The organism is Streptomyces sp. MBT65 (assembly GCF_016612545.1).
Classification (GTDB): Bacteria; Actinomycetota; Actinomycetes; order Streptomycetales; family Streptomycetaceae; genus Streptomyces.
Window position 1 is genome coordinate 1 of sequence record NZ_JAENRY010000086.1, and the last position, 17,858, is coordinate 17,858.

The window sequence follows — 17,858 nt, forward strand, 5'->3', positions numbered from 1 at the left end:
GCCTCACCCCGCCCGCCACCGCTGCTCCGCGCCCCCGCTCAACGGCACCAGCGAGACCCCGTCCCCGCCCTCCGGCGTCATCCCCGTCAGGATCGCGATCGCCGGGCGGATCACCCCGTCCGAGTCCACCGTGAATTTCAGGTTGTCGCCGTGACTCCCGTCCACCGAGTCGCACTCCCAGACGCCGACCCCCTTCTCCACCGACCCCCGGCTGTCCAGGCACAGGTCGGAGTCCGCGGACGACTGCACCACCCCGCGGGCCGCATCCACCCGCCACAGCTGGGTGTCGGACGAGGTGCAGGGCGCCGTGACCACATCCGTGCCCTCCGTCAGGTCGCCGTCCCGGATGTCCAGGCAGCGGTTCGTGGAGACGTTCACGATCCGGGCGTACGTGCCGTTCGGCGCGTGGGTGGCCGGGGAGGGGGAGGGGCTCGGCGAGTGGGTCGGCTTCGAACTCGGCGTCGGAGACGGTGACTTGGAGGGGGTCGTCGACGGTGTCACCGGGATCGTCGCCGTCACCGTCACCTCCGTCGGGGTCGACGGGACGACCGCCACCGTGCCCGCCGCCGCTCCCGGACGCGGCGTGGACCCACCCGGCCGCAGCACGAGGAACAGCAGCGGCACCAACGCCACCCCGAGCGCCGCCGAAGTCAGCACCAGCCGACGCGAGGGTGTCCAACCCGCCCGATTCCCAAGGGAATTGCTCCTCACCTCCTCGCGACCCCTCGTCGCGTACGACGTTCCCGCCCACGGCAGCAGGCCCTCCGCCAGCGTCGCCCGCGGAGCGTCCCGCAGCGCCGTCAGTTCCTCGTACGCGCCCGTGCAGTGGGCGCAGTGCGCCATGTGGGCGTGCAGATCGGCGCTGTCGCGGGGGTGGTCGGGGCGTACCGACTCCTCGATCAGGCGCCGGAAGTCACCGCAGCGCGGGTCGTCGGAGGCGGCCAGGCGGGACCTCAGGCAGGCCTGGGCCATGGCCTGGAGGGCCGGTTCGGTGCCGTGGACGACGTCCTCGGGGGTGAGGCCGAGGAAGGCGGCGGTCACGGCTTGTGGCTCCCGCTCGACGATGCCGTACCAGACCAGGCCCTGGGAGCGGGAGGGGAGCGAGAGGAACGCCGGGAGCATGGACGGGGCCGGGTCCGTCGTGTTCAGGAGCAGGAGGAGGCCCGAGTCCAGGCCGGTCGAGCGGTCGTCCCGGGACCAGGACGCGGCCACCCGCACGGTCAGCAGCAGGAGTTGGTGGCGCCAGGGGACTCCCGGGTCCACGCCGCGTGCCGTCTCGCGGGCCGCGAGGGTGAACGTCTGCGCCGCCAACTGGCGGGCCGCCGACTCGCTCGTGGTGCACAGGCGGGCGTAGGACAGGACGGACGGCTGGTGCCGGGTGCGGAGTTCCTGGAGGGCCGGGTAGAGCGTGGACGTGTCGGCGCGCAGCAGGTCCGTGAGCCGTGCGTCCGAAGCGTCGGCGGGGGTGTCGCCGTACTCGTCGGAGCGAACCATTCACCCGCCTCCTCGTGCCCGTCCTGACGTACCAGCCAGTTTGTCGGGTGACCATAGTGATGGAAGGAGACCGGTGGGGAAAGAGGTTTCTGTCGGTAACCCCGGTAGTGCCAAGGCCGGGAACGCCTGAGCGCGGCGCACACACGCGCGCCGCGCTCAGCACAGGCAGGGCGGACCGGGCATCAGGTACCCGGTACCGGGTCGGGGGACTACTCCTCGACCGTCAGGCCCTTCCGCAGCCGCACCAGAGTCCGCGACAGCAGCCGCGAGACATGCATCTGCGAGATGCCCAGCTCGTCGCCGATCTCCGACTGCGTCATGTTGGCGACGAAGCGCAGCGAGAGGATCTGCCGGTCCCGGAACGGGAGTTCGGCGATCAGCGGCTTCAACGACTCGACGTATTCGATGCCTTCGAGTCCGTGGTCCTCGTAGCCGATACGGTCCGCGAGCGCGCCCTCGGAGTCGTCCTCCTCGGGCTGGGCGTCAAGTGAGCTGGCGGTGTAGGCATTCGATGCCGCCATGCCCTCGACGACCTCGTCCCGGGAGAGCTTCAGGCGCTCCGCCAACTCGGCCACGGTGGGGGCGCGGTCGAGTTGCTGGGCCAGTTCGTCGCCGGCCTTGGCCAGGTCGAGCCGGAGTTCCTGCAGTCGGCGCGGGACGCGCACGGACCACGAGGTGTCGCGGAAGAAGCGCTTGATCTCACCGACGATGGTGGGCATCGCGAAGGTGGGGAACTCGACGCCGCGGCTGAGTTCGAAGCGGTCGATCGCCTTGATCAGGCCGATGGTGCCGACCTGGATGATGTCCTCCATCGGCTCGCTGCGCGAGCGGAAGCGGGAGGCGGCGAACTTGACCAGCGCGAGGTTCAGCTCGACGAGCGTGTTGCGGACGTACGAGTACTCGTACGTCCCTTCCTCGAGCGACTCCAGCCGCGCGAAGAGGGTCTTCGAGAGGGCGCGCGCGTCGACGGCGCCGATCTCGTCGTACGGGGGGATCTCGGGGAGCCCCTCGATGGGATTGGGATCCAGTTGTGCCGGTGGGGGTGTCGACGTCGTTGCCGGGGTAGGCGATGCGTCGAGCCGGGGTGACATGGCGTCCTCCATCGTTCTCGGCATATGGCTGCCGAAGCCGGTGCGTGCACTGCGGAGTGCGGCGCCTCCAAAGCCGGTCGTGTCGGTCATATCGGTTGTATTCGGTCGTTTCGAATGTCCAAATACTTGTCTCTCCTAGCCCTACCCGCTTTCCGGAGCCCGCCGCAAGTGCGTTGTGTACCCATATGTCCATTTGTGGGCGGTTGTTCGGGTGTCGGAGAGTGTGAGGAAGGCGTAGTGTTCCAGCGCGAACGTCAACAGCCACGACCTCGGGAGAGAGAGACGGCATGGACCGCGGGACGGTCGGCAGCGCACAGTCTGGCCGGCTTCTGGTCGAGGTGCGGAAAGAGGGCCTCAGCGCAGTCGTGACACCGGCGGGTGAGTTGGATCACCACACCGCCGATCTGTTGCGGGAACCGCTGGAGGACCTGCTCGCCCATGGGTACGCACGGCTCGTCGTGGACTGCTCACGGCTGGAGTTCTGCGACTCCACGGGCCTGAACGTACTGCTCGGCGCGCGCCTGAAGGCGGAAGCCGCGGACGGCGGGGTGCACCTCGCGGGGATGAAGCCCGCGGTGGCGCGCGTGTTCGAGATCACCGGGGCGGATGCGGTCTTCACCGTCCACGACACCCTTGAGGCCGCTCTCGCCGACGAATAGGGGTGTTTTGCCGGTTCGCCAGGGCAGGAGAACTTCTGAACCCGTCGGGAACCGGAGCGACGAAAATGCACCTGCTGCACGTACTGACCCTTGAACACGTACGGACCCTTGAACACGTACCGACTCTTGACTCGTGAACCGGTGAATCGGTGAGGTGAAGCGCTGATGAGCACCACCCGGCCCTACCCGCCGGGCGACCGCCCGGAGCCCGGTGGCGATTCCGCGCCGCCCGCCGGGGAGGACGCCGCGCCCGCCACGGGCCGCGACACCCGCAGACTCAGTTTCGCGGGTGAGAGCGGCGTCGTACCGCTGGCCCGCGACTTCGCCCGCCAGGCCCTGTACGCCTGGGGCTGGCTGCCCGCCGAGGGTGCCGACCGGCGCGCCGCCGCCGAGGACGTGCTCCTCGTCGTCTCCGAACTGGTCACCAACGCCTGTCTGCACGCCGAGGGCCCGGACGAGATGTGGATCACCTGCGACAAGAAGGTGATCCGGGTCGAGGTCTCCGACCGCGGCACGGGCCAGCCCGCCCCCCGGACCCCGCACCGCGCGGGCCGCCCCGGCGGCCACGGCATGTTCATCGTGCAGCGACTGTGCCTGGACTGGGGAGTCGTCCGCACTCCGGGGGTCACCGGCAAGACGGTATGGGCGGAGCTGGGCGCCCCCGCCTAGGGTTACCCCCGGTCACCCCCTCCACTCGGCACTCCCTCCGTGCACGCCGGATCGTCACAACTCCGGCGTGCGCCTTGTCTTCCCTCCTCACGACCCCGGGCGTACCTTGACGGCCGATCTGATGTGCCGTCAGGAATGAGGGGACCGTGTCGTACCAGAAACGAACCGCAGCGCTCGCGTCTGTCGCGGCCCTGGCCGGCTCGGCGGTATTCATGGCCGCTCCCGCAGCCCGGGCCGACGTGGTCGACGTCAACTACAAGTGCGAGACGCCCATCGGCGTCAAGACCGCCGTCTCGCCGATCGACATCAAGGGCGTGAAGAGCGGCAGCGGCTACCAGCTCACCATGTCCTGGCAGAAGGGCGTCTCCTCCAGCCCCGTCGAACTCGGCAAGGGCGCGATGAGCCCGAGCGCCACCATCAAGCTGGGCGGCGCGGACAGCGGCACGGTCTCGGTGTCCGGCCCCGCCAACGCGGCCGCGATACCCGCCAACACCCCCATCAAGATCAACGACTTGACGGGTACGTACACCCCGAAGGCGAGCGGCAAGGTCACGTTCACGGCGGCCGTCCTCACCATCAAGGCACTCGGTACGACGACGACGTGCACCCCCACCAACAGCCCCGGCCCGTCCCTCACGTTGGACGTCACGGCGGCGGGCGGGTCGTCCGGCTCCTCGGGTTCCACCGGCTCCTCGGGTTCCACGGGCTCCTCGGGCACCGGTACGGACTCCGGCGGCACCCTCCCGAAGACCGGTCCCGACGACTCGGTCGTCGCCCTCGGCACGCTCGGCGGCACGGTGCTGCTCGCGGGCGCGGCGGGCACCCTGTGGCTGACCCGGCGCAACCAGACGGCCCGCGCCCGCCGCTGACCGCCCCCCTGCGAGAGCCCGCTGCGCGCTTGCCGCGGTGGCCGAACGTCCGCGTACGGAAGTCGAGTTGAGTTGACGGGATGACGGGAGCGGTGACGTGAGCGGCAAGGTGCGGATCCCGGCGCTGGTGGCGCTGCTCGCGCTGTTTCTGCTGCCGTGGACGGGGACGATGTCCGCCTCCGCCGCGGGCGGGCCCGCCGTGAAACTCTCGAAGTCGCAGGCGGGGGCGGGCGGTTCGATCACCGTCTCCGGGAGCGGCTGGCGGGCGGACGCGCTGCTGACGGTGCTGATCTGCGGGCAGGCGACGCCCGCGCGCGGGGTGATCGGCGGGACCAACTCCTGTGCGAACGCGGACGGCAGGGCCGTCACGACGGACGCCAAGGGGGTCTTCAGCAAGAAGCTGCCGGTGTCCGAACCGCCGGTGCCGTGCCCGTGCGTGGTGCATGTGGCGACGGTGACGGGGGCGAGCGCGTCGGCGGACGCGGTCTTCCAGGTCGCGGGCCACGCGATCGAACCACTCCCCGCCGAACCCTCGACCGGCCGCCTCTCGGTCCTGTCCGACACTCGACTGGACGGTTCCAGCGGGCTGTTGACCTGGTTCGGGGCGCCACCGACCCGCACGCTCGTCCTCACCGTCGGCAATGCGGGCTCCGCCGCCGTCAAGAACCCCGTGTTCCAAGTCGGCACCGCCCACGGGGTGTTCGCACCGCAGTGGGACGACCAGCAGTTCAACGGCACGATCGCGCCCGGCGGCAAGGCGGAGATCAGACTCCCGGTCGAACTGTCGGCCGGGGCGCACGGCGACTACGTCGTCTCGATGAAGTACGGCGGCCGGGTGCTCGCCGAACACCCGTGGGGCGTGGGCCGCCCCTGGGGCGTGACCCTGTTCTGGATCCTGCTCTGCGTGGTCGTACCGGCGGCGGTGTTCCGCGTCGGCATGGCCGTGGTGGACCGGTTCCGGCCACGACGGGCGGGCCGCAGCACGGGCCCGCCCCGGCACCGGGCTCTGCGCATGCCCGCGCAACTCACCGTGCGCATGCCGAAGTTCGGCACGGAAGCCGCCCCGCAGGAAACCACCCGTCCGACCTCGACCCTGCCGTGGTTCACCCCGGACTCCGATCCGGGCACGGCCGGTCGGCTCTCCGCACCGCACGACGACAGTCCGACGAGTCCGACGACTCCCATCAGGAAGGGACCTACGTGAGCAAGCCAAGGAGAGTCATATCGGTCGGCGGAGGCGGTGTACGGAGAGCGGGCGCGGCCACGTTCGCGCTGGTCCTCGGCGGTGCGGGCCTGGCGCTCGGGCTGAGTGCCCAGGCCGCGCAGGCCGCGGAGGTGTCCTACGCCACCCACTGCGTGCCGCCCGCCGGTATCGACCCGGTCGACGGCACCACCAAGGTCGAGATCACCGCGCCGGCCTCGGCGAAGGTGGGCGACACGGTGGACGTCGTCTGGAAGTTCACCCAGGCCGCGTCCAAGAACCCCGACATCATCGATCTGCCCGCCGACTCGGTGCAGCCGTCCGGGACGTTGAAGGCGGGCGGCGCGCAGACCGCGAACATCGCGATGGTGGGCCCGCGCAAGAACCCGGCGATCCCCAAGGGCGCGGTCATGACCCTGTCCGACATGAAGGGCACGCTGAAACTGACGACGGCGGGGGCGGTCACGCTGACTCCGGACGCGTACACGGTCAACGCGTTCTCGACGGACACCAAGTGCACACCGACGCAGACGGTCTCGCCCTCGGCGACGATCAACGTGACGGCGGGGGACGGCAGTTCGTCCAGTACGTCCCCGAGCCCGTCGGACTCCACGTCGGCCTCGGCATCGGAATCCGCCTCGGAATCGGCCTCGCCGACCGACTCGGAATCCGCGTCGGAGTCCGCGAGCCCCAGCGACGGCACCGGTCAGACCGACTTCACCGGCAAGGAGGTCTCCGTCCCCTACGCGTGCAAGACGCCGATCGGTGACAAGAACGCGACCTCGGCCGTGCAGATCAACGCCAAGAAGGACGGCGGGAGTTACGACCTCACCGTGCAGTTCAAGGGCTCGGTGATGGACAGCCCGGCCGACATCCCGGCGGACTCCGTGAAGCCGTCGATGGAGGTCGTCCTGGGCGGCGCCGACAGCGGCACGGTCCATGTGGAGGGCCCGACCAACTCCTCCGCCATCAAGTCCGGCGACCCGATCGAGATCCCGGACCTGACCGGCACCTACAAACCCGGCGCGAGCGGTACGTCGACACTGGCGCCCGGCGTCCTCACGGTCAACGCCCTTGGCACGACGACGACTTGCACGCCCACGGAGTCGAAGGTCTCCCTGACCCTCGACACCACGGAACAGGCGAGCGGCGCGGCCGGTGGTTCCTCCACATCGGGCGGTACGTCGGGCGATACGTCGACCTCGACCTCCGGAGGCCTGGCGGAGACGGGTTCGGACAGCCACGGGGGGCTGAAGGCGCTGGGCCTCGTCTCCGGTACGGCGATCCTGCTGGGCGTGGCGGTGTTCACGTTCATGCCGGGGCGGAAGCGGGTGCGGTAGGCACCGGAATACCCCGAAGGGCGGCCGCACCGAGTGGTGCGGCCGCCCTTCGACGGTTCGGCCGGGGCTCAGTGCACGTCGCCCATGAGTTCCCTGACCTTCTTGCGGTACATCCACACCGCCGTGCCCGCGAGGACCGCGAGGGCTGCCTGGAGTGCGACGATGCCCGTCTTGTTGAGGTCGACGCCGGCGATGGACAGGAGGCCTGTCGTGGCGTCGCCCGCCGTGACGGCGAGGAACCAGACACCCATCATCTGGGAGGCGTACTTCGCGGGGGCCATCTTCGTGGTGACGGAGAGGCCGACGGGGGAGAGGGTCAACTCGCCGACCGTCTGGACGAAGTAGATCGCCACCAGCCACATCGCCGCCGCCTTGTGACCGCCGTCGGCGATCGCGAGCGGGGCCAGGAAGAGGAAGAAGGACGCGCCGATCAGGACCAGGCCCATCGCGAACTTCGTCGCCGTGCTCGGCTCCTTGCCGCGGCGGGCGAGCGCCAGCCAGGCCCAGGCGAAGACCGGGGCGAGGGCCATGATGAGGACCGGGTTGACCGACTGGTACCAGGAGATCGGGAAGTTCCAGCCGAAGACGGTGTTCTTCGCGGAGGAGTCGGCGAACAGGGACACCGTCGAGCCGCCCTGGTCGTAGATCATCCAGAAGACGGCCGCGGCGACGAAGAACCAGATGTACGCGGACATCTTCGACTGCTCGGCCCGGTCGAGGTCCTTGTCGCGCTTGATGCGGGCGATGACCAGGACGGGGATGAGCAGGCCGGCGATCGTGATCGGGACCAGCAGCCAGTTCAGCGTGTAGTGGCCGGAGAAGCCGACGATCGCGTAGAAGACGACCGCGACGGCCGCCCACAGCCCCGACTTGCGCAGCGTGGCCGTCTTCTCCTCGGCGGACAGCGGCGTGGGGACGAGGTCCGAGCGGGAGCTGAGGTGGCGCGTGCCGATCAGGTACTGGGCGAGGCCGATGGCCATGCCGACCGCGGCGAGCGCGAAGCCGAGGTGCCAGTTGACGTTCTCGCCGACCGTGCCGATGGCCAGCGGCGCGGCGAAGGCACCGACGTTGATGCCGATGTAGAAGAGCGTGAAGCCGCCGTCGCGGCGCGGGTCGTCGGGGCCCTCGTAGAGGTGGCCGACCATCGTGGAGATGTTGGCCTTGAGGAGACCCGAGCCGATCGCCACCAGGCCGAGGCCCGCGAAGAACGTGCCCGAGGAGGGGAGGGCGAGCGTCAGATGGCCGAGCATGATGATCACGCCGGCGACGGCGACCGTCTTGCGGGGGCCCAGGACACGGTCCGCGAACCAGCCGCCGGGCAGGGCGAGCAGGTACACGAGGGACAGGTACACCGAGTAGATCGCGGTCGCGGTGGCCGCGCTCATGTGCAGGCCGCCCGGTGCCACCAGGTACAGCGGGAGCAGAGCCTTCATGCCGTAGTAGGAGAATCGCTCCCACATCTCGGTCATGAAGAGAGTGGCCAGTCCGCGGGGGTGGCCGAAGAAGGTCGTTTCGGAACCGGGGGTGCCCGGAGTCACCGAGTCCTTCGTCAGGCTGGACGCCATGGTCGTTCCTTGCTGGTCGGGCACAAAAAAGACCTTCAGCTGTGAATGCTCGCCAAAGGTTCCCAATGTCACTACGGGCGGTCCAGTCACCATACGGCAGGACACTGCCGGAAAAGGAAGGACTTGAGACATCGATCACAGGGACAAGTGGAACCCTGCCCGACCTTTCTAAGGTGAATACAAGGATCACATCCCACAGGCACAGGTTCGGACCAGATTCTTCACGGCGATGAATCCGACTTGCCCAAAGGTAAGAATCACTCGTGGCGATCACACCTCGACCGCTGTCCGAGGCGGACTACCATCACCTCATGACCCGTGTACTGCTCGCCGAGGACGACGCGTCCATCTCGGAGCCGCTGGCCCGCGCTTTGCGACGGGAAGGTTACGAGGTCGAGGTGCGCGAGGACGGACCCACAGCCCTCGATGCCGGCATCCAGGGCGGCATCGACCTGTGTGTCCTGGACCTGGGCCTGCCCGGCATGGACGGCCTGGAAGTGGCCCGCCGACTGCGCGCCGAGGGCCACACCGTCCCGATCCTCATCCTGACCGCGCGCGCCGACGAGGTGGACACCGTCGTCGGCCTCGACGCGGGCGCCGACGACTACGTCACCAAACCCTTCCGGCTAGCCGAACTGCTCGCCCGTGTCCGGGCCCTGCTCCGGCGCGGCGCCGCCGAGCCCGCGCAGCCGCCCGCCACGCACGGCGTCCGTATCGACGTCGAGTCCCACCGCGCGTGGATGGGCGACGAGGAACTCCAGCTCACCGCCAAGGAGTTCGACCTGCTGCGGGTGCTGGTGCGGGACGCCGGCCGGGTGGTCACGCGCGACCAGTTGATGCGTGAGGTCTGGGACACGACCTGGTGGTCGTCGACCAAGACCCTCGACATGCACATCTCCTGGCTGCGCAAGAAGCTCGGTGACGACGCGGCCAACCCCCGGTACATCGCCACGGTCCGGGGTGTCGGGTTCCGTTTCGAGAAGAGCTAGCCGGTCTACGCGCGACACCACAGTGAGGGTGCGACACACACCGGTTCTCTCAAAGTCATCGCCCGGAGGGCCCCGTGCGTCGTCGTCTCATCCAGTCCACGCTTGCCGTGGTGCTCGTCGTCATCGCCGTGTTCGGTGTGTCCCTCGTCATCGTGGAGACGCGCACGATCAGCAACAGCGCCCAGGAACGGGTGGACTCCGAGGCGCTCCGGCTGGCCAGCATCGTGGACAGCCGGATCCTCGGGGCGGAGATCGTCGACTCCGAGGTGCTGCGCACGCAGGTCACGGAGGACCGGTACGCCGTCATCCGGATCCCGGGCGACCCGGTGATCGCGGTCGGCACCAAGCCGACCGGTGACGTCATCCGCTCCACCGCCAAGGGCGAGGAGGGCGAGACGGTCACCGTGATGGAGCCGCGCTCGACCGTCACCCGCGAGGTCGGGCGGACGCTGCTCATCATCGGGGCCGTCGCCCTGCTCGCCGTGGTCGCCGCCGTCCTGCTCGCCGTACGGCAGGCCAACCGGCTCGCCTCGCCGCTCACCGACCTCGCGGAGACCGCCGAGCGGCTCGGCTCCGGTGACCCGCGGCCCCGGCACAAGCGGTACAGCGTCCCGGAGCTGGACCGGGTCGCCGATGTCCTCGACTCCTCCGCCGAGCGCATCGCCCGCATGCTCACCGCCGAGCGCAGGCTCGCGGCCGATGCCTCGCACCAGTTGCGTACGCCGCTGACCGCGCTGTCCATGCGCCTTGAGGAGATCACCCTCACGGACGACCCGGACACGGTGAAGGAGGAGGCGACGATCGCGCTGACGCAGGTCGAGCGGCTCACCGACGTCGTGGAGCGGCTGCTGACGAACGCGCGTGACCCCCGTACCGGTTCCGCCGTCTCCTTCGACCTCGACGAGGTCATCCAGCAGCAGCTCGCCGAGTGGCGCCCCGCCTACCGCAGCGCGGGCCGCGCGATCGTCAGCTCGGGCAAGCGGCATCTGCAGGCCGTCGGCACCCCGGGGGCGGTGGCGCAGGTGCTGGCCGCGCTGATCGAGAACTCGCTCATGCACGGCGGCGGCACGGTCGCCCTGCGCACCCGCGTCACCGGCAACCAGGCCGTCGTGGAAGTCACCGACGAGGGGCCGGGGGTGCCGACCGACCTCGGCGCCCGGATCTTCGAGCGCACGATCAGCGGCCGCAACTCCACCGGGATCGGTCTGGCCGTGGCCCGTGATCTCGCGGAGGCGGACGGTGGACGGCTGGAGATGCTGCAACTGCAGCCGCCGGTGTTCGGGCTGTTCCTGTCCCGGACGCCGCCCGCGAAGCGGACGCTCGTGGAGGACGAGGAGCCCACGGTCCGCTGACCGGCGGCGGGGGAGTCAGCTCACGCGCTGCTTGGGGCGCGGTTCGGGCGCGGGCTCCGGGAAGGGGCCCGAGACCGGGGCCCCGGCCTCCGGGAGATCCTCGGCCGGCAGCGCCTTGAAGACCCAGCTGCGGTACGACCAGAAGCGGAACAGCGTCGCGATGCCGATGCCGAGCACCTTGAAGACGTTGCGCTGAAGCGAGCTGTCCCAGCCGAAGCCGTAGATCGCGGCGAACAGGACGCCGTTCTCGATCACCAGGCCGACCAGGCTGAACGCCAGGAACAGGCTGAGTTCCTTGGTGCGGGCGCTCTTGTCGCGGTCACGGTAGGTGAAGTAGCGGAAGCCGACGTAGTTGCACCCGATGGCGACGATCGTCGCGATCACGTTGGCGCGCACGGCCTGGAGGCTGGTCAGATGCCACAGCAGGTTGGAGACCGCGAAGTTCACCACGGTGCCCACGATGCCCACCGCGCCGAACTTGGCGACCTCGCGCGCGAGCCGTTTGAAAGGCCCTTCGGAACCACGTTCCATGGGTGTGCAGGCCCCTGTCATCTCGGGTGTCATCGCGGATTCGTCGACCCAGCCATGCTAACCACCGCTTTCCCCCGCCGCCCATGAAGCTGCTCACAGGTCGGGAAGAGACCCGGAAAAGAACGGTAAGAGGTACGGAAATCGGGCCCGGCCGGCGTGACCGATACCCTGGGGGAGTGACGTTCCCGGTAGTCGGCATGGTCGGCGGGGGGCAGCTCGCTCGTATGACACACGAGGCGGGCATCCCGCTCGGCATCAGGTTCAAGCTTCTGAGTGACACCCCGCAGGATTCCGCGGCGCAGGTCGTCGGCGATGTCGTCATCGGCGACTACCGCGACCTGGACACGCTGCGTGACTTCGCGCGGGGCTGCGATGTGATCACCTTCGATCACGAACACGTACCCACCGAGCATCTGCGTGCCCTGGAGGCGGACGGCATCCCCGTACGCCCCGGCCCGGACGCGCTCGTGCACGCCCAGGACAAGGGCGTGATGCGCGCGAAGCTCGTGGAGATCGGCGTGCCGTGCCCCAGGCACCGGATCGTCGCCGATCCGGCGGATGTCGTCGCCTTCGCGGAGGAGGGGGACGGCTTTCCCGTCGTCCTCAAGACCGTCCGCGGTGGCTACGACGGCAAGGGCGTCTGGGTCGTCGACAGCCCGGAGGAGGCCGCCGAGCCCTTCCGTGCCGGTGTGCCGGTCCTCGCGGAGGAGAAGGTCGACTTCGTACGGGAGCTCGCGGCGAACGTCGTCCGCTCCCCGCACGGTCAGGCCGTCGCCTACCCGGTCGTCGAGTCCCAGCAGGTGAACGGCGTCTGCGACACGGTCATCGCGCCCGCCCCCGACCTCGACGAGTCCCTCGCGCTGGAGGCCGAGGCGATGGCGCTGCGCATCGCCAAGGAACTCGGGGTCGTCGGCCATCTCGCGGTCGAGCTGTTCCAGACCGCCGACGGCCGCATCCTCGTCAACGAACTCGCCATGCGCCCGCACAACTCCGGCCACTGGACCCAGGACGGCGCGATCACCAGCCAGTTCGCCAACCACGTCCGCGCGGTCCTCGACCTCCCGCTCGGCGATCCGCGCGCCCGCGCCCCCTGGACCGTCATGTGTAACGTGCTGGGCGGCGACTACCCGGACATGTACTCCGCGTACCTGCACTGCATGGCCCGGGACCCGCAACTGAAGATCCACATGTACGGCAAGGACGTGAAGCCCGGCCGCAAGGTCGGCCACGTCAACACCTACGGCGACGACCTGGACGACGTTCTGGACCGCGCCCGTCACGCAGCCGGTTATCTGAGAGGCACGATCACCGAATGAGCCCCGTTGCAGGACCCGTCGTAGGAATCGTCATGGGGTCGGACTCCGACTGGCCCGTCATGGAGGCCGCCGCGAAGGCCCTCGACGAGTTCGAGATCGGGTACGAGGTCGATGTCGTCTCCGCGCACCGGATGCCGCGCGAGATGATCACCTACGGCGAGCAGGCCGACGGCCGCGGCCTCAAGGTGATCATCGCGGGCGCGGGCGGTGCCGCCCACCTTCCCGGGATGCTCGCCTCGGTGACCCCGCTGCCGGTGATCGGCGTTCCCGTACCGCTGAAGTACCTGGACGGCATGGACTCGTTGCTCTCCATCGTGCAGATGCCGGCCGGTGTCCCCGTCGCCACCGTCTCGGTCGCCGGCGCGCGCAACGCGGGACTGCTCGCCGCCCGCATCCTGGCCACCCACGACGAGGAACTCCTCGTCCGGATGCGGGAGTTCCAGCAGGAGCTGAACGACCAGGCCACCGAGAAGGGCAAGCGGCTGCGCGCCAAGGTCGAGAGCGGGAGCGGCGGCAGCGGCTTCGGTTTCGGGAAGTGACGGGCATGACCTCGCTGGACCAGGCCCGGGAACTGCTCCGCGAGTTCCCGGTCGTCGACGGGCACAACGACCTGCCCTGGGCCCTGCGCAAGCAGGTCGGCTACGACCTCGACGCCCGCGACATCGCCGTGGCGCAGAACGCCCATCTGCACACCGACATCCCGCGCCTGCGCGAGGGTGGTGTCGGTGCGCAGTACTGGTCGGTGTACGTCCGCTCGGACCTGCCCGACCCGGTGCCGACGACGCTCGAACAGATCGACTGCGTACGGCAGTTGCTCGCCCGCTATCCGGCGGACCTGGCGCCCGCGCTGACCGCCGCGGACATGGAGTCGGCGCGCGCGGAGGGCCGTATCGCCTCCTTGATGGGGGCGGAGGGCGGGCACTCGATCGCCAACTCCCTCGGCACGCTACGGGGGTTGTACGCCCTCGGCGTCCGCTACATGACGCTCACCCACAACGACAACGTGGCGTGGGCCGACTCCGCGACGGACGAACCGGCGGTCGGCGGGCTGTCGGCGTTCGGCCGGGAGGTCGTGCGGGAGATGAACCGCGAGGGCATGCTCGTCGACCTCTCGCATGTGGCGGCGACGACGATGCGCGCCGCGCTGGACACGTCGACGGCCCCGGTGATCTTCTCGCACTCCTCCTCCCGGGCCGTCTGCGACCACCCGCGCAACATCCCCGACGACGTGCTCGAACGCCTCCCCGCCAACGGTGGCATGGCGATGGTGACGTTCGTACCGAAGTTCGTGCTCCAGGCCGCCGTGGACTGGACGGCCGCGGCCGACGACAACATGCGCGCGCACGGCCTGCACCACCTGGAGACCACCGAAGAGGCGATGAAGGTGCACCGCGCCTTCGAGGAGCTCCACCCGCGCCCGATCGCCACGGTCTCCACGGTCGCCGACCACCTCGACCACATGCGCGAGGTCGCGGGCGTCGACCACCTCGGCATCGGCGGCGACTACGACGGCACGGCCTTCACCCCCGACGGCCTGAACGACGTCTCCGGCTACCCCAACCTCATCGCGGAACTGCTCGACCGCGGCTGGTCCAGGTCCGACCTGGCCAAGGTGACCTGGCGGAACGCGGTACGGGTGCTGGGCGCGGCGGAGGACGTGGCACGGGAGCTGCGGGCGACGCGGGGGGTCTCGAACGCGACGATCGAGGCGCTGGACGGCTGACCGGCGTGGCGCGGGAGCCCCGGTTCCCGCGCCGTAGCCCGAACGCCCCGCCCACCAGGTAGCCCCCTCGCGGGCGTGCGACGGTGACCGTACTGCCGTAACGACGTACGGAGCCCGCCATGGCCGACCTCCAGGACCAACTGCACGCGACGACCGAGGTCGGCGAGCTCGACGACTTGGTCCATGAGCCCTTTCCCGGTGGGCCCTTCCCGCCGGACACCGCGGAACCGTACGACCCCGTCTCCGATCCGGCCGCCGCCCCGCTGGAGCGCGCGCACGCGATCCTCGCCGCGCATCCGGTCGCGGACGGGTACAGCGGGCTGCCGTGGGCGCTGCGGCATCTGCCGTGGTTCGACCTGGAGCTGGGGGAGAGTTCCGTGGACACCGATGTGCCGCGGCTGCGCGAGGGGCATGTCGGCGCGCTGTTCTGGTCGCTGCACCTGCCCGAGGGGCTCGCCGGGGACCGGGCGGTCGGCGCCACCCTGGAGCAGCTCGACCTCGTGAACACCGTGGTCCGCGCCCACCCCGAGGGCCTGCGGCTGGCGTACACCGCCGGCGAGACCACCGACGTGCGTCACTGCGGCCGTATCGCCGTGCTGCTGGGCCCCGCCGGAGCCGCCGCGCTCGGCGACTCCCTGGGCATTCTGCGCTCGCTGCACGCGCTGGGCCTACGGGTCCTGACCCTCTCCGGGGTGTCCTGGGCGAGCGAGGCGGGGCTGACCCGGTTCGGCGAGGAGGTCGTGCGCGAGATGAACCGCCTCGGCGTGCTCGCGGACCTCTCCGGCGCCTCCGACGGTACGGTCCGGCGCGCGCTGGCGGTCTCCAAGGCGCCGGTGGTGTTCACCCGCTCCGCCGCCCGCACGCTGCGCCCGCACCCGGCCAACCTCTCCGACGAACTGCTCGCCGCGGTCGGCGCCGCCAAGGGCCTGTGCATGGTGCCGCTCACCGCCGAGCAGACCGGCCCGTCCGTCCGGGACGTCGCCGACCACCTCGACCATGTGCACGAGGTCGCGGGCCGCGAGTGCGTCGCCCTGTCCGGCACGTACGACGCCGGTACGGCCCATCCGCAGGAGCTCGCCGACGCCTCCTGCTACCCGAACCTCATCGCCGAGCTTCTGCACCGCGGCTGGTCCGAGCCCGACCTCGCCCTGCTCAGCTGGGGCAACGTCCAACGCGCCCTGCGCAGCGCCGACTTCACGGCCCGCGCCGCACAGCAGCGCCGCGAGCCGTCCACGGCGAAGATCGCGGAGCTGGACAGCTGACCGAGCGGTGCTACGGGTGGTCGATCCGGCAGAGGCAGAAGGGATGCCCTGCCGGATCGGCGTACACCCGGAAGTCCTCCTTGTCCTGCCGCGCCAACTCCCGCGCGCCGAGCGCCAGTACGGCCTTCTCCGCCGCCTCGATCTCCTCCCACGTCGACCCGGCGTCGAAGTCGAGGTGGAACTGCTGCGGCCGGTCCGCGCGCGGCCACTCGGGCGGGGTGTAGTCCGTCACCCGCTGGAAGGCGATCCGGGGTCCGTCCGGGAGGTCGAGGACGACCCACTCGTCGTCGGCGGCGTGGGGCGTGCCGCCCAGGAAGCCGGCGTAGAACGCGGCGAGCGCGAGCGGGTCGGGGCAGTCGATCACGGTGGAACGGAAACGCACGGCAGTCACGATGACCTCCCGGGTCAGCAGGCGCAGAGGCAGAACGGGTGCCCCGCCGGGTCGGCGTAGACACGCCAGGAGCGTGCGGGGTCCTCGGTGTCCAGCGGCTTCGCGCCCAGCGCCAGGACGCCCTTCTCGGCCGTGTCCAGGTCCTCGACGGTCAGGTCGAGATGGAACTGCTGGGAGTCGCCGGACGCGGGCCATTTCGGCGGTACGTGCCCGGGCGCCTCCTGGAACGCCAGTGTCCGCCCGTCCGGCAGCTTCAGGTCCACCCAGTCGCTCCCGTCCTCCTCCACGGTGCCGCCGAGGATCCCGGCGTAGAAACGGGCGAGCGCGCGGGGGTCGGGACAGTCCAGGACTACGGCACCCAGCGTGGCGATGGTCATGACGGACTCCTTCGGGTTACCCATATGTGGCGTCAGCCGGTAACGGTTACCTCATGGTCCCGCATAGGAGGTAACGTCGCAAGCATGAGTGAGAGAGTCCCCGCGCCCGGCGATCTGGCCCTGATCGAGGCGCTGGTCAACACGCTGGACATCGAGGCGGGCGTCGACGCACTCGACACGGAGGACGGCCGGGCGCCCTTCGGACTCACGGCACACCAGGTCCCGTACGCCCGCGAACTGCGCGAGTCCCTGCGCGCCACCCTGCTCGCCCACGCGGGCCACCCCGCGCACCAGGACGTGACCCAGCTCGGTCAACTCCTCGCGCACGCACCGCTGTTGATCGCCCTCGACGCCCACGACGGCTCCGCCCGCCTCACTCCCGCCGACCCGGAACCCCTGCCCTCCCGCGTCGCGGCGGCCATCGCCGAGGGCCTCGTCGCGGGCACCTGGCCCCGCCTGAAGGCGTGCGAGGCGCCGACCTGCCACTGGGCGTACTACGACCGCAGTCCGGCGGGCCGGGGCCGCTGGTGCTCGATGGCGGTGTGCGGGGCGCGCGCCAAGATGCGGCGTTACCGGGCCAAGTAGCCATCGCCGGGGGTGACTTGAGCGGTCCGGGCGCCGAGTACAGCCCAGTGGTGCAGAATGCAGCCAGACGCCGGTCCGGCCGACTGAGCCTCGGCCGGACCGGCGTCGCCTGCGTGCGCGAGGGTTGTGCGGTGGTACGCGTGAGTCGTGCGGGGATGTGGGCGAGCCGCGCGGTGGGGCGGGTGTGTCAGGCGGTGGGGCGCGTGGGTCGTGCGCTGATGTGCGTGAGTCGTGCGGTGGGGCGGGTGTGTCAGACGGTGGGGCGGCCCGTCGATCGAGCCCCGGCCGGATCGGCGTCGCCCTGCCGGGCCTCCGGCCCAGCCTCGCGTCGCGGTCCGGTGTCGTAGCGTCCGCCCGTCCGCTACGGCCGACCACGTGCTACGCGGTGGGCCACCCCATCGCACGGAACGTCCAGTCGGCCTTCCGCCACGGCGTCGGGTCGGC

18 protein-coding genes are annotated in these 17,858 nt (G+C 70.4%); 12 read left to right on the forward strand and 6 right to left on the reverse strand.

The annotated features are described in order from the left end of the window. Positions 1-3: 3 nt before the first annotated feature. Together JHN63_RS20750 and JHN63_RS20755 are read right to left on the reverse strand one after the other, a co-directional pair. A complete protein-coding gene (locus tag JHN63_RS20750) occupies positions 4-1,494 on the reverse strand; it encodes an RICIN domain-containing protein (RefSeq protein WP_200682606.1) in 1,491 nt (496 codons plus the stop codon). 209 nt (positions 1,495-1,703) lie between these two features. Then, positions 1,704-2,585, reverse strand: coding sequence for an RNA polymerase sigma factor SigF (locus tag JHN63_RS20755; protein WP_200682629.1), 882 nt, complete (start codon positions 2,583-2,585; stop codon positions 1,704-1,706). A gap of 287 nt (positions 2,586-2,872) precedes the next feature. On the opposite strand from JHN63_RS20755, the gene JHN63_RS20760 reads away from it, so the two are divergent. From JHN63_RS20760 to JHN63_RS20780, 5 genes are all read left to right on the forward strand, one after another. Next, complete coding sequence (locus tag JHN63_RS20760) at positions 2,873-3,244, forward strand: STAS domain-containing protein (RefSeq protein WP_200682607.1); 372 nt, start codon at positions 2,873-2,875, stop codon at positions 3,242-3,244. A gap of 165 nt (positions 3,245-3,409) precedes the next feature. Next, positions 3,410-3,913, forward strand: coding sequence for an ATP-binding protein (locus JHN63_RS20765; protein WP_200682608.1), 504 nt, complete (start codon positions 3,410-3,412; stop codon positions 3,911-3,913). Between the two features lie 146 nt (positions 3,914-4,059). Beyond that, complete coding sequence (locus JHN63_RS20770) at positions 4,060-4,782, forward strand: LPXTG cell wall anchor domain-containing protein (protein ID WP_200682609.1); 723 nt, start codon at positions 4,060-4,062, stop codon at positions 4,780-4,782. Positions 4,783-4,879: 97 nt separating this feature from the next. Then, complete coding sequence (locus JHN63_RS20775; protein ID WP_200682610.1) at positions 4,880-5,986, forward strand: hypothetical protein; 1,107 nt, start codon at positions 4,880-4,882, stop codon at positions 5,984-5,986. Continuing rightward, positions 5,983-7,323 (forward strand): hypothetical protein, encoded by a 1,341-nt coding sequence (locus tag JHN63_RS20780; RefSeq protein ID WP_374222931.1) that lies wholly within the window; start codon positions 5,983-5,985, stop codon positions 7,321-7,323. Before JHN63_RS20775 ends, JHN63_RS20780 begins: the two co-directional genes overlap by 4 nt. 68 nt (positions 7,324-7,391) lie before the next feature. On the opposite strand, the gene JHN63_RS20785 is transcribed toward JHN63_RS20780, so the two are convergent. After that, on the reverse strand, positions 7,392-8,888 hold the full coding sequence (locus JHN63_RS20785; protein ID WP_200682611.1) for an oligopeptide:H+ symporter: 1,497 nt from the start codon (positions 8,886-8,888) through the stop codon (positions 7,392-7,394). 311 nt (positions 8,889-9,199) lie between these two features. Here JHN63_RS20785 and JHN63_RS20790 point away from each other — a divergent pair, with 311 nt between their 5' ends. After that, a complete protein-coding gene (locus JHN63_RS20790) occupies positions 9,200-9,877 on the forward strand; it encodes a response regulator transcription factor (RefSeq protein ID WP_174447603.1) in 678 nt (225 codons plus the stop codon). A 74-nt stretch (positions 9,878-9,951) separates the two neighbouring features. After that, the gene (locus tag JHN63_RS20795; protein WP_200682612.1) at positions 9,952-11,229 is read left to right on the forward strand and encodes an ATP-binding protein; all 1,278 of its coding nucleotides are present in this window, start codon (positions 9,952-9,954) and stop codon (positions 11,227-11,229) included. Between the two features lie 15 nt (positions 11,230-11,244). Here JHN63_RS20795 and JHN63_RS20800 read toward each other — a convergent pair whose 3' ends face one another. Then, positions 11,245-11,760: a GtrA family protein gene (locus JHN63_RS20800; protein ID WP_200682613.1), complete on the reverse strand. Its 516-nt coding sequence runs from the start codon at positions 11,758-11,760 to the stop codon at positions 11,245-11,247. 176 nt (positions 11,761-11,936) lie between these two features. On the opposite strand from JHN63_RS20800, the gene JHN63_RS20805 reads away from it, so the two are divergent. The 4 genes from JHN63_RS20805 to JHN63_RS20820 all read left to right on the forward strand — a co-directional run bounded on the left by JHN63_RS20805 (position 11,937) and on the right by JHN63_RS20820 (position 16,061). Further along, positions 11,937-13,076, forward strand: coding sequence for a 5-(carboxyamino)imidazole ribonucleotide synthase (locus JHN63_RS20805; RefSeq protein ID WP_200682614.1), 1,140 nt, complete (start codon positions 11,937-11,939; stop codon positions 13,074-13,076). Then, positions 13,073-13,615: a 5-(carboxyamino)imidazole ribonucleotide mutase gene (purE, locus tag JHN63_RS20810; protein ID WP_200682615.1), complete on the forward strand. Its 543-nt coding sequence runs from the start codon at positions 13,073-13,075 to the stop codon at positions 13,613-13,615. Before JHN63_RS20805 ends, purE begins: the two co-directional genes overlap by 4 nt. A 5-nt stretch (positions 13,616-13,620) precedes the next feature. After that, positions 13,621-14,799 (forward strand): dipeptidase, encoded by a 1,179-nt coding sequence (locus tag JHN63_RS20815; RefSeq protein WP_200682616.1) that lies wholly within the window; start codon positions 13,621-13,623, stop codon positions 14,797-14,799. A gap of 119 nt (positions 14,800-14,918) precedes the next feature. After that, positions 14,919-16,061, forward strand: coding sequence for a dipeptidase (locus tag JHN63_RS20820; RefSeq protein WP_200682617.1), 1,143 nt, complete (start codon positions 14,919-14,921; stop codon positions 16,059-16,061). Between the two features lie 10 nt (positions 16,062-16,071). Here the strand turns inward: JHN63_RS20820 and JHN63_RS20825 are convergent, their stop codons facing one another. Together JHN63_RS20825 and JHN63_RS20830 are read right to left on the reverse strand one after the other, a co-directional pair. Continuing rightward, the gene (locus tag JHN63_RS20825) at positions 16,072-16,452 is read right to left on the reverse strand and encodes a VOC family protein (protein ID WP_200682618.1); all 381 of its coding nucleotides are present in this window, start codon (positions 16,450-16,452) and stop codon (positions 16,072-16,074) included. A 14-nt stretch (positions 16,453-16,466) separates the two neighbouring features. Next, positions 16,467-16,829 (reverse strand): VOC family protein, encoded by a 363-nt coding sequence (locus JHN63_RS20830; protein WP_200682619.1) that lies wholly within the window; start codon positions 16,827-16,829, stop codon positions 16,467-16,469. An 84-nt stretch (positions 16,830-16,913) separates the two neighbouring features. Between JHN63_RS20830 and JHN63_RS20835 the strand changes: the two genes are divergently transcribed. Beyond that, entirely contained in the window at positions 16,914-17,414 is a 501-nt protein-coding gene (locus JHN63_RS20835) for a CGNR zinc finger domain-containing protein (RefSeq protein ID WP_200682620.1), read from the forward strand. Positions 17,415-17,858: the final 444 nt, after the last annotated feature.

Bases quoted from the DNA above. Each gene is read 5' to 3' on its own strand.
- JHN63_RS20750 (WP_200682606.1), bottom strand. From the start codon at position 1,494: ATGGTTCGCTCCGACGAGTACGGCGACACCCCCGCCGACGCTTCGGAC.
- JHN63_RS20785 (WP_200682611.1), bottom strand. From the start codon at position 8,888: ATGGCGTCCAGCCTGACGAAGGACTCGGTGACTCCGGGCACCCCCGGT.
- JHN63_RS20760 (WP_200682607.1), top strand. From the start codon at position 2,873: ATGGACCGCGGGACGGTCGGCAGCGCACAGTCTGGCCGGCTTCTGGTC.
- JHN63_RS20815 (WP_200682616.1), top strand. From the start codon at position 13,621: ATGACCTCGCTGGACCAGGCCCGGGAACTGCTCCGCGAGTTCCCGGTC.
- JHN63_RS20765 (WP_200682608.1), top strand. From the start codon at position 3,410: ATGAGCACCACCCGGCCCTACCCGCCGGGCGACCGCCCGGAGCCCGGT.
- JHN63_RS20820 (WP_200682617.1), top strand. From the start codon at position 14,919: ATGGCCGACCTCCAGGACCAACTGCACGCGACGACCGAGGTCGGCGAG.
- JHN63_RS20800 (WP_200682613.1), bottom strand. From the start codon at position 11,760: ATGGAACGTGGTTCCGAAGGGCCTTTCAAACGGCTCGCGCGCGAGGTC.
- JHN63_RS20790 (WP_174447603.1), top strand. From the start codon at position 9,200: ATGACCCGTGTACTGCTCGCCGAGGACGACGCGTCCATCTCGGAGCCG.
- purE (WP_200682615.1), top strand. From the start codon at position 13,073: ATGAGCCCCGTTGCAGGACCCGTCGTAGGAATCGTCATGGGGTCGGAC.
- JHN63_RS20755 (WP_200682629.1), bottom strand. From the start codon at position 2,585: ATGTCACCCCGGCTCGACGCATCGCCTACCCCGGCAACGACGTCGACA.
- JHN63_RS20830 (WP_200682619.1), bottom strand. From the start codon at position 16,829: ATGACCATCGCCACGCTGGGTGCCGTAGTCCTGGACTGTCCCGACCCC.
- JHN63_RS20835 (WP_200682620.1), top strand. From the start codon at position 16,914: ATGAGTGAGAGAGTCCCCGCGCCCGGCGATCTGGCCCTGATCGAGGCG.